Origin of the sequence: Chitinophaga sp., from assembly GCF_039596135.1 — a bacterium.
Taxonomy (GTDB): Bacteria; Bacteroidota; Bacteroidia; order Chitinophagales; family Chitinophagaceae; genus Chitinophaga.
On the sequence record NZ_JBCNKH010000076.1, the window covers coordinates 21,135 to 29,963 of the forward strand.

Below are 8,829 nucleotides of genomic sequence, written 5' to 3' on the forward strand. Positions count from 1 at the left end.
TATTGCGTAATATTAGCGTTAGATTTACCAAAAAATACAGAACCCGGATCAGGCTATACGCCTGATCCGATGGACTATCACAATGAAACAACTTCCTAACATCCTTACACTAGGTAATTTGTTTTGTGGTGCGTTGGCAATTATTTACATCCTGCATGCACCACAGTACATCGCTGAATTCAATGGACATGACTATGCCGTAACGAATCCTGCACCTGTCTACTGGGCGTCTGCACTGGTAGTACTGGCCGCGATATTTGATTTTCTGGATGGGTTGGCTGCACGCCTGTTGAAACTGGGTTCCCCATTTGGAAGGGAGCTGGATTCACTGGCAGACATAGTAACATTTGGCGTAGTGCCGGGTATGATCTTCTTCCGTTTATTGCGTAGTGCATATATGCAGCAGCCGGATGTATTTGATGTATCATATGTCAACCTGGCTCCGGCCTTGCTGGTGCCTTGTTTTGCGGCATTCCGCCTGGCCAAGTTCAACCTGGATACCCGTCAGTCAGAGAATTTCATTGGGGTACCTACCCCGGCAGTAGGACTGCTGGTAGCATCTTTCCCTTTGATAATGCTGTATAATCCATATAACCTGGCGCATTACCTGCAAAATATCTGGATCCTGTATATCATGATAGCCCTACTTTGCTACCTGATGGTGTCAGAGATACCGATGATGAGCATGAAGTTCAAAAATTTCAATCCTGCACAAAACTGGCCGCGCTTTTTGCTGTTGATATTAGCAATATTGGCAATACCAGTATTAAAATTTGCGACAGTACCGTTTGTATTTGTTATGTATGTGGTATTATCAGCGGCGGTACGCCCGGCCACACCTGCTAAATAAATAGGTTATAAAAAAATATTGGCCGGCATGCTTCATGCCGGCCAATATTTCTAAATAGTCCGAAAAAAAAGGCTTTTACCGAAGGTAAAAGCCTTTTTTTTCGTCCATTATAAGACCATCTACAACCCTCCCAGCTTGTTTTTTGCGATTTATGTATTAGGTTTGCGTCAAAATTTTAGAAAAAATGACGTTTACTGCACATATCAACGTGATGCCACTGAAAGAATTACTGGATCCTCAGGGAAAAGCGGTAATGAGTGGTTTAAAGAACCTGGGCATTACTCAGATCAATGATGTGAGAATCGGAAAGCATATTACCCTGCAGATAGAAGCTGCTACAAAAGAAGAAGCCCTGGCCCTGGCTGAAAATGCCTGTCAGAAACTGCTGGCTAACCAGGTAATGGAGTCTTTTGAAGTAACTATTCAGTAAATAATTAATAAGGCTGACTTTCACGCGCTAAAGACGACTTTAGCTGCCAGAAGTCAGCCTTACGTGTTTTATTCAGGAAAGATGCCCTACCGGTGGATGTTGCCGGTATGTCATGCGCCATACGATCTTTATGAAGCTTTATCTCGTTCCTTCTCCCATAGGCAATCTTGCCGATATTACTTACCGCGCTGTAAAAGTACTGGAAGAGGCAGACCTGGTGCTGGCAGAAGACACACGCACCTCCGGTGTGTTGCTAAAGCACTACAACATCAACAAACCCATCACTCCTTATCATCAGCACAATGAGCACAAGGTATTGCAGCACCTGTTACAACAGTTACAGGCTGGCAAAACAATGGCCCTGATCACCGATGCCGGTACTCCCGGTGTATCTGATCCCGGATTCCTGCTGGTAAGAGAATGTGTTCGTGCTGGTGTACCCGTGGAATGCCTGCCTGGTGCTACAGCTTTTGTGCCGGCCCTGGTAAACAGTGGTATACCAATGACCCGGTTTGCATTTGAAGGTTTTCTGCCATTGAAGAAAGGCCGCCATACACTGTTTACACAACTGGCTACGGACGAACGTACCCTGGTTTTTTATGAATCACCACACCGCCTGGTTAAAACCCTCGAAGACATGATCGGTTACTTTGGCGCTGACAGACCTTGTTGTGTGAGCCGTGAACTGACAAAGATGTTCGAGGAAAACAAGAGAGGTACCCTGCAGGAAGTACATGACTACTACAAGGAAAAAGGAGTAAAAGGGGAAATCGTTCTGATTGTGCAGGGGGCTCCTGGCAGGAAAAAAGCACAGGAAGAAGAAGAATAACTCAGTATCTTCATTAAAGGCAGGAGATTTGCAGTATCTCCCCCGCGTAAACGGCCTACGTTATCATATAAATAAAAATAGTATTAGGAAATGAAGCATATGTCAGTAGTTAAAGGGCTGATGGTGTGCCTGTTGGCAGCAGGTTTCGTGCCTGCGCAGGCACAGCCTGACCGTTGGCAGCAACGGGTAAAGTATGTTATGGATGTGAATGTAGATGCAACCACTAACCGTTTTACAGGAAAGCAGAAACTGGAATATACCAACAACTCGCCCGATACATTGTACAAGGTGTTCTATCATCTTTACTGGAATGCATTTCAGCCCGGCAGCATGATGGATGTGCGTAGCCGTGAGCTGGGCAAGACTGTGCTGGGGCGCGATGCCAAAGGCAATGAACGGAGAGACTGGGATTACCGGGTGGCAGATAAGATATCTAAATTCACACCAGCGCAAACCGGCTATCAGCATGTGCTTTCATTGAAACGTGATGGGGTGCCGCAGACTTTCAATATGCTGGAAACCATCCTGGAAGTGCCCCTGAAAAAACCCATCCTGCCACATAGTACCACTACCTTCGAAATGGAATTTGAGGCACAGGTGCCGGTGCAAACCCGCCGTAGTGGCCGTAATAACATAGAAGGGGTAGACTACTCCATGGCGCAGTGGTACCCTAAAATGTGCGAATACGATTACGAAGGCTGGCATGCCACTCCTTATATCGCACGCGAGTTCTACGGCGTATGGGGTGATTATGATGTGAAGATAGCAATGGATAAAAAGTTTGTGATTGCTGCTACCGGTTACTTACAGAACCCTAACCAGATTGGTGATGGGTATGAAATGCCGGGTACCAAAGTAATCCGTCCCGCAGGAGAGAAGCTCACATGGCACTTCATTGCGAACAACGTACATGATTTTGTATGGGCAGCAGATCCTGATTATAAGCACATCACCCAACAGGTAGATGGCTTTGTGGCACACTTCTTCTACATTGAAAATGATATCACAAAGGAGACCTGGCCTGCATTTGCCAAAATGATTCCACGTGCATATGAATATATCAAAGCACATTACGGACCTTATCCTTACAAGAGCTTTAGCTTTATACAAGGAGGCGATGGTGGTATGGAATACCCGATGGCTACATTGATCATGGGCAATGGTAAACTGGAAGGATTATATGGCCTGGGAGTGCATGAATGGATGCATAGCTGGTACCAGGGGATGCTGGGTACCAATGAAAGCCTGTATCCATGGATGGATGAAGGGTTTACAACATTTGCAGAGAACAATGTATTGTACCATACATTGGATTCTACCAAAGAAACTTTTGCGCAGGAAAGTTCCTACAATGGTTATTTCAACCTGGTAAAAAGCGGGTATGAAGAGCCAATGAGCACGCACGCTGATCATTACAATACGAACTATGGTTATACACAGACCGCGTACAATAAAGGGGCTGTATTCTTAGAGCAGTTAGGTTATGTGATCGGTACGGAGAACAGGGATAAAGGATTGCTGCGATATTATTCAGACTGGCGTTTCAAGCATCCGAATCCAAATGATTTCATTCGTGAAATGGAGAAGGAGAGTGGGATAGCGCTGGATTGGTATAAGCAATACCTGGTGTATTCAGTGAAGCATATTGACTATGGAATTGATACAGTATTCACCAATGATAATAACAAAACGGTGATTCGTCTGCGCAGGGTAGATAACTTCCCGATGCCGATAGATTTGTTGGTAACGACAAAGGCAGGTAAGAAGATCATGCATTATGTACCGCTGTCACTCATGTATGGTGCCAAGCCAAATGAAGATGGTAACATGATGCGTACGGTGCATGAAGCGTGGAGATGGACGAGTCCGACCTATGATGTGGTGATTGATACGCCAATGGGGGATATAGGAGAAATAGTCATCGATCCCAGTCTTCGCATGGCAGACATCAACCGCAGTAACAATACGCTGAAGTTATAATTTCTATAGAAAATTGAAAGAGGGAGTTCCGGCTATTCCGGAACTCCCTCTTTTTTTATGGGGTCTGGCCATAGCATAGCTATACTTCCATCAGTGCATCAAAAGGGCACTAAAAGGGCACCTCTATATCGATTCGATATAGAGGTGCCCTTTTAGTGAGGTATTAGTACTCATTTAGTGCTAAAGTTTGCCTATAGAAAAGAGGGTGCCTCATTCATAAAATGAGGCACCCTCTTAGTAATAAAAAAGGATGTACAGCGTACATCCTTTTTATCATCGTAATCCGTATAATAATTGCTAGTCTAATGTTTCACAATTAAATCCCTGCTGCTGTACAAATTTTATCATCTCATTCTCTTCTACTGTCATATTCACAATTCTCAATACCTTATCACAATCTTCGAGGTCTACATGACACTGACCTACTTCATAATTGTTCCGGATAGCATGAAGTACAATCGTTCTTTCTTCCGGTGTCGCTATATTAGTTTTGAATATTCCTATCATAGCATTAAAAGTTGTAGATGGTTGAATGGCAAAGGAGAGCATGGCTACATTAAATATTGGTTCCTGTATCTGGTTTAGTTTCTTCTGGTTTAGACTGATCAGCTTTAGCATCAATATCATCATACCAGCGGCTAAAGCGGTTATTAGGACGGCACCAGTTCTTCAATCCTTCTTTCATTCTCTCTCTTTCTTCCGGTGTCATATTTGCATAGCGTTCTTTTAGCTTTTCATCCCACGCCCTTCTTCTTCTGAAACCACCAGGTCCAGGACCACCATGCCATCCAAAGAGCAGTTTACCCAACAGGCAAAGACCTAAACCCTGCCAGAAAGTGATCACTGGTCCATGAAATAAATCAGGTATCAGGCAATTCCACAACTCACGGATACCAAAGCCCAGCACGGTGATGAAAACCACCCCCATGACAATGAACTTTAAAATATGTAAAGCCTTCGGCTTTTTTTCTCCTCTCTTAAACATATAATGTGTTTTACAATTCTTCATACAATTGTGCCAGCCGTTCGCGGAGATGCAGTACAGCATAGCGTTTTCTGGATAATAGGGTATTCACGGGTATGCCGGTTTCGGCAGACAATTCCTTGAAGGACTTCCCTTCCAGTTCATGCTGTATAAATGCATAGCGCTGTTCTTCCGGCAGCTCTTCTATGGCTTCCATAATGGCCTCTGCTAACACTTTTCTTGTAAGGGGTGCATCACTTTTGGCGTCCTGATCGGCTATCAGTTCGGATAGGAACAAAGTCTCCTCTCCATCTATTTCCTGTGTATGATCGCTGAAGGTAGTCTCCCGTTTCTTACGGAACCAGTCGGTAATTTTATTGCGGGTCACGGTGAATAACCAGGCAGTGATAGAGTCAATCTGACTACCCAGCCGGGAATATTCAGTAAACTGATACAAAACGTCCTGTAAAATATCTTCTGCATCTGCCACATTATTCACCCGCTTCCGGATGAAATGGAGTAGACGTTGCCGCTCCTTCCGCACCGTTTCCTGTATGCGCTCATTCTGTTCAGCAGCCATAGCTAGAGGCGTTTTTGTTAGGAGCAATTCTTTCATCTTACTATTGGAGACGAAGGAAAATGCAGGATATTTTAAAGTTCAGGAAAGTTTTTCTGAATTTAGTTTATAAATGATGAAAATCAATAATTTAAGAAGGGAAATATTTTACTTATTTACCACCACAACATATTTCTCCTTGAAAAACTCTTCAGGAAATAGCTGGTAAACAGGGGTGAGACGGGGTCTGACACCGCTTTCCTGGACTTCCTCAGCCAGATCGCCACCTTTCAGACAGATGAGGCCGGGTTGTTGTGCGTGAGCGGGGGCTTTTTTTAATAATGGTTTACCCCAACGCCAGAGGTCCTTGAGTGGAGCTACGGCACGGGATACGATCACATCGAATTTTCTATCCTTGATGTCTTCTGCGCGGGAGTGGGCAGTGGTGACGTTCTTTAAATTCAGTGCTTCGGCTACACCCTGCACGACCTTGATCTTTTTTCCGATGGCATCCACAAGGTGGAACTTAACCTCCGGGAAGAAGATAGCCAGGGGAATACCGGGAAAACCACCACCTGTACCGAGGTCGATTACCTGGTAGCCGTCCGGAAAGTCTGCAATGGCAGCGATGGCCAGTGAGTGCAGAACGTGCTTTTCATATAAGGCATCAATGTCTTTACGGGAAATGACGTTGATTTTCTCGTTCCAATCCTTGTAAAGTTCGAACAGTGCAGAGAATTGTTCGACCTGAGTAGGGGTGAAGTCCCCGAAGTATTTTTGAATGATGTCCATATGTGGCGCAAAGGTAGGGTGCTATTCTGAAATAGTGAAACCGGAGGTGTTTAAAAAGAAAACCCGGAGAACGTTTCGTCTCCGGGCAGTTAATAGTTTTTATTGTATAAGGCGGTTAGGCCCTGGGTCTGCTTTTTTTCGATGATTGTGCTACGCTCGAATTTCTTTTTATTCGTTCTACCTGCATTAATGCTTGTTCATAAGTAACCGGAGGTTGCTGTGCAATGATCTGCTTCCTCTTCAAGGCCATCTCCTCTAACGATATGTCCAAGTTTTCTACGGGTATCATTACTTAACATTTCTACAAAATTAACCCGGAAGGCCTATTACCACTTATTCTTCGACTTAAACAACAACGCCGGCGTAAATATCAAATAATAAAAACACATAAACACATCCATAAACCAGCTGAACTTGAACAAATCCCCCTCATCCAGTTTTCTCATCGCCATAAATGTAATCACAGACTGCAACAACATCTTCCCCCCAAATATCCCCAACACATAAATCATCATCGGCTGATAAAATATACTCGCTATAAACAGCGGATAAAACAGGAAATGCGTCAAACTAAACAACCCCAGCAGGAACTTATGACTAAACCGGTAATGCTTCCCGGTACTCATATGCCTGGTTTTCTGATGAAACCACTTCTTCCAGCTTGTCTTCGGCTCAGAATATGTAAAAGCCTGTTTATTAATCACCACCCCTACATTACGCCTGTTCGCCGCCGCATTCACAAATAAATCATCATCCCCCGAAGCAATATGGTGGTGAGCAGTAAACCCTTTCTGACGGTTAAACAACTCTCTTTTATAAGCCAGGTTCCGCCCTACACCCATATAAGTCACCCCACTCAGGGCAAAACCTAAATATTGCAAAGCGCTGAAATAGGTCTCATAACGAATCACCTTATTCAGCAATCCCGGTTTCTTTACATAAGGACTATACCCCAGCACAATCTCCTTCCCATCCGTAAAACCCTGACTCATCAGTGATAACCAATAAGTACTGCTGGGTTTACAATCTGCATCTGTCAGGAGAATATGCTCAAATTTAGCCGTCCGGATCCCCATAGAGAGCGGAAACTTCTTACCAGGAATAAACTTGGCCGGTTGCTTAATCTCAATATGACGATAATGTGAATAACCAGCTTCTATAGAACGGAGGTAATATTTTGTGTCATCTTCTGAATTGTCATTCACAACAATGACCTCATAAGAAGGCTCTTTTTTATCGTGGAATCGCTGTAAAAGTACGGAGGGCAGGTTTTTCTGAAGGTTCAATTCCTCATCCTTGGCACAGATAATAACTGAGAACTGTGACTCCGGCTCTGCATCCACGTCGAAGGTACGGCGATAAAAAGCTACCCTGGAAAAGACGATCAGATAATAGAGGATCTGTATCCCTGCAACGGTAGCAAAACTGTAAAAGGCTATTAAGCCTAAGTTATACAACATAGCATAGCAAATATATATGATTTCAATTATCTGTATAGTGCTGTGGAAAAAAAGATTTTTCCAGCACTTATCCGTGCGCCTTCCGGGAAAATATAGGTTGTACCCCATAATCCCTTATTTTTGCCCCCTGAAAATTGCCAGATGATATTCGAACTGACAACAACTGATAGTGAAAGTAAAGCCCGTGCCGGCGTCATCACCACCGATCACGGCGTGATTGAAACACCCATTTTCATGCCCGTAGGCACCGTAGGCAGTGTAAAAGCCCTGACCCAGGAGCAGGTTAAAAATGATGTCCAGGCACAAATCATCCTTGGCAACACCTATCACCTCTACCTGCGTCCAGGTACGGAGATCCTCTCCAAAGCCGGCGGATTGCATAAATTCAATGGCTGGGATCGCCCTATTCTCACAGATAGTGGTGGTTATCAGGTATTTTCCCTGGCGGCCAACAGAAAAATCAAAGAAGAAGGTTGCCTTTTTCAAAGTCATATAGATGGATCCCGTCACCTTTTCACGCCTGAAAACGTGATGGACATCCAGCGTACCATCGGGGCCGACATCATTATGGCCTTCGACGAATGCCCGCCTTACCCTTCGGAATACCGCTATGCGAAAAAGTCAATGGAACTCACGCACCGCTGGTTGGACCGCTGCATTGCCCGGTTAAAGGAAACACAACCTGCTTATGGGCATCAACAGTACCTGTTCCCGATTGTTCAGGGTAGTACTTACAAAGACCTCCGTACCATTTCCGCCACGGAAATCGCTGCCCGTGAATGTGTTGGCAACGCCATCGGTGGTCTCAGCGTGGGCGAACCTGAAGAAGATATGTACGAAATGTGCGGACTGGTATGCGATATTCTGCCAAAAGATAAACCCCGTTACCTCATGGGCGTGGGTACTCCATGGAACATCCTGGAAAACATCGCATTAGGTGTGGATATGTTCGACTGTGTGATGCCAAC

The 8,829-nt window shown here is 44.6% G+C and carries 10 protein-coding genes; 5 read left to right on the forward strand and 5 right to left on the reverse strand.

Features of this window, described 5'->3' with window-relative positions:
• Window positions 1-82: 82 nt before the first annotated feature.
• The 4 genes from ABDW16_RS26855 to ABDW16_RS26870 all read left to right on the forward strand — a co-directional run bounded on the left by ABDW16_RS26855 (window position 83) and on the right by ABDW16_RS26870 (window position 4,089).
• Window positions 83-850, forward strand: coding sequence for a CDP-alcohol phosphatidyltransferase family protein (locus tag ABDW16_RS26855; RefSeq protein WP_343674091.1), 768 nt, complete (start codon window positions 83-85; stop codon window positions 848-850).
• Window positions 851-1,034: 184 nt separating this feature from the next.
• Entirely contained in the window at window positions 1,035-1,280 is a 246-nt protein-coding gene (gene purS, locus ABDW16_RS26860; protein WP_343674093.1) for a phosphoribosylformylglycinamidine synthase subunit PurS, read from the forward strand.
• Between the two features lie 130 nt (window positions 1,281-1,410).
• The gene (gene rsmI / locus ABDW16_RS26865) at window positions 1,411-2,109 is read left to right on the forward strand and encodes a 16S rRNA (cytidine(1402)-2'-O)-methyltransferase (RefSeq protein WP_343674094.1); all 699 of its coding nucleotides are present in this window, start codon (window positions 1,411-1,413) and stop codon (window positions 2,107-2,109) included.
• A gap of 99 nt (window positions 2,110-2,208) precedes the next feature.
• The gene (locus ABDW16_RS26870) at window positions 2,209-4,089 is read left to right on the forward strand and encodes a M1 family metallopeptidase (protein ID WP_343674095.1); all 1,881 of its coding nucleotides are present in this window, start codon (window positions 2,209-2,211) and stop codon (window positions 4,087-4,089) included.
• Window positions 4,090-4,386: 297 nt separating this feature from the next.
• On the opposite strand, the gene ABDW16_RS26875 is transcribed toward ABDW16_RS26870, so the two are convergent.
• The 5 genes from ABDW16_RS26875 to ABDW16_RS26895 form a co-directional block, all read right to left on the reverse strand.
• The gene (locus ABDW16_RS26875) at window positions 4,387-4,596 is read right to left on the reverse strand and encodes a hypothetical protein (protein WP_343674096.1); all 210 of its coding nucleotides are present in this window, start codon (window positions 4,594-4,596) and stop codon (window positions 4,387-4,389) included.
• Between the two features lie 49 nt (window positions 4,597-4,645).
• A complete protein-coding gene (locus ABDW16_RS26880) occupies window positions 4,646-5,074 on the reverse strand; it encodes a hypothetical protein (protein WP_343674097.1) in 429 nt (142 codons plus the stop codon).
• Window positions 5,075-5,084: 10 nt separating this feature from the next.
• Window positions 5,085-5,633, reverse strand: a complete 549-nt coding sequence (locus ABDW16_RS26885) for an RNA polymerase sigma factor (protein ID WP_343674098.1) — start codon at window positions 5,631-5,633, stop codon at window positions 5,085-5,087.
• A 144-nt stretch (window positions 5,634-5,777) separates the two neighbouring features.
• Entirely contained in the window at window positions 5,778-6,401 is a 624-nt protein-coding gene (rsmG, locus tag ABDW16_RS26890) for a 16S rRNA (guanine(527)-N(7))-methyltransferase RsmG (protein WP_343674100.1), read from the reverse strand.
• Between the two features lie 326 nt (window positions 6,402-6,727).
• Window positions 6,728-7,861 (reverse strand): glycosyltransferase, encoded by a 1,134-nt coding sequence (locus tag ABDW16_RS26895; RefSeq protein ID WP_343674101.1) that lies wholly within the window; start codon window positions 7,859-7,861, stop codon window positions 6,728-6,730.
• A 141-nt stretch (window positions 7,862-8,002) separates the two neighbouring features.
• Here ABDW16_RS26895 and tgt point away from each other — a divergent pair.
• A partial coding sequence (tgt, locus tag ABDW16_RS26900) for a tRNA guanosine(34) transglycosylase Tgt (RefSeq protein ID WP_343674103.1) occupies window positions 8,003-8,829 on the forward strand: 827 nt, incomplete at its 3' end.

Coding starts and splice junctions, on each gene's coding strand:
- ABDW16_RS26885 (WP_343674098.1), bottom strand. CDS start 5,633: ATGGCTGCTGAACAGAATGAGCGCATACAGGAAACGGTGCGGAAGGAG.
- ABDW16_RS26855 (WP_343674091.1), top strand. CDS start 83: ATGAAACAACTTCCTAACATCCTTACACTAGGTAATTTGTTTTGTGGT.
- rsmG (WP_343674100.1), bottom strand. CDS start 6,401: ATGGACATCATTCAAAAATACTTCGGGGACTTCACCCCTACTCAGGTC.
- ABDW16_RS26880 (WP_343674097.1), bottom strand. CDS start 5,074: ATGTTTAAGAGAGGAGAAAAAAAGCCGAAGGCTTTACATATTTTAAAG.
- ABDW16_RS26895 (WP_343674101.1), bottom strand. CDS start 7,861: ATGTTGTATAACTTAGGCTTAATAGCCTTTTACAGTTTTGCTACCGTT.
- purS (WP_343674093.1), top strand. CDS start 1,035: ATGACGTTTACTGCACATATCAACGTGATGCCACTGAAAGAATTACTG.
- ABDW16_RS26875 (WP_343674096.1), bottom strand. CDS start 4,596: ATGATAGGAATATTCAAAACTAATATAGCGACACCGGAAGAAAGAACG.
- ABDW16_RS26870 (WP_343674095.1), top strand. CDS start 2,209: ATGTCAGTAGTTAAAGGGCTGATGGTGTGCCTGTTGGCAGCAGGTTTC.
- rsmI (WP_343674094.1), top strand. CDS start 1,411: ATGAAGCTTTATCTCGTTCCTTCTCCCATAGGCAATCTTGCCGATATT.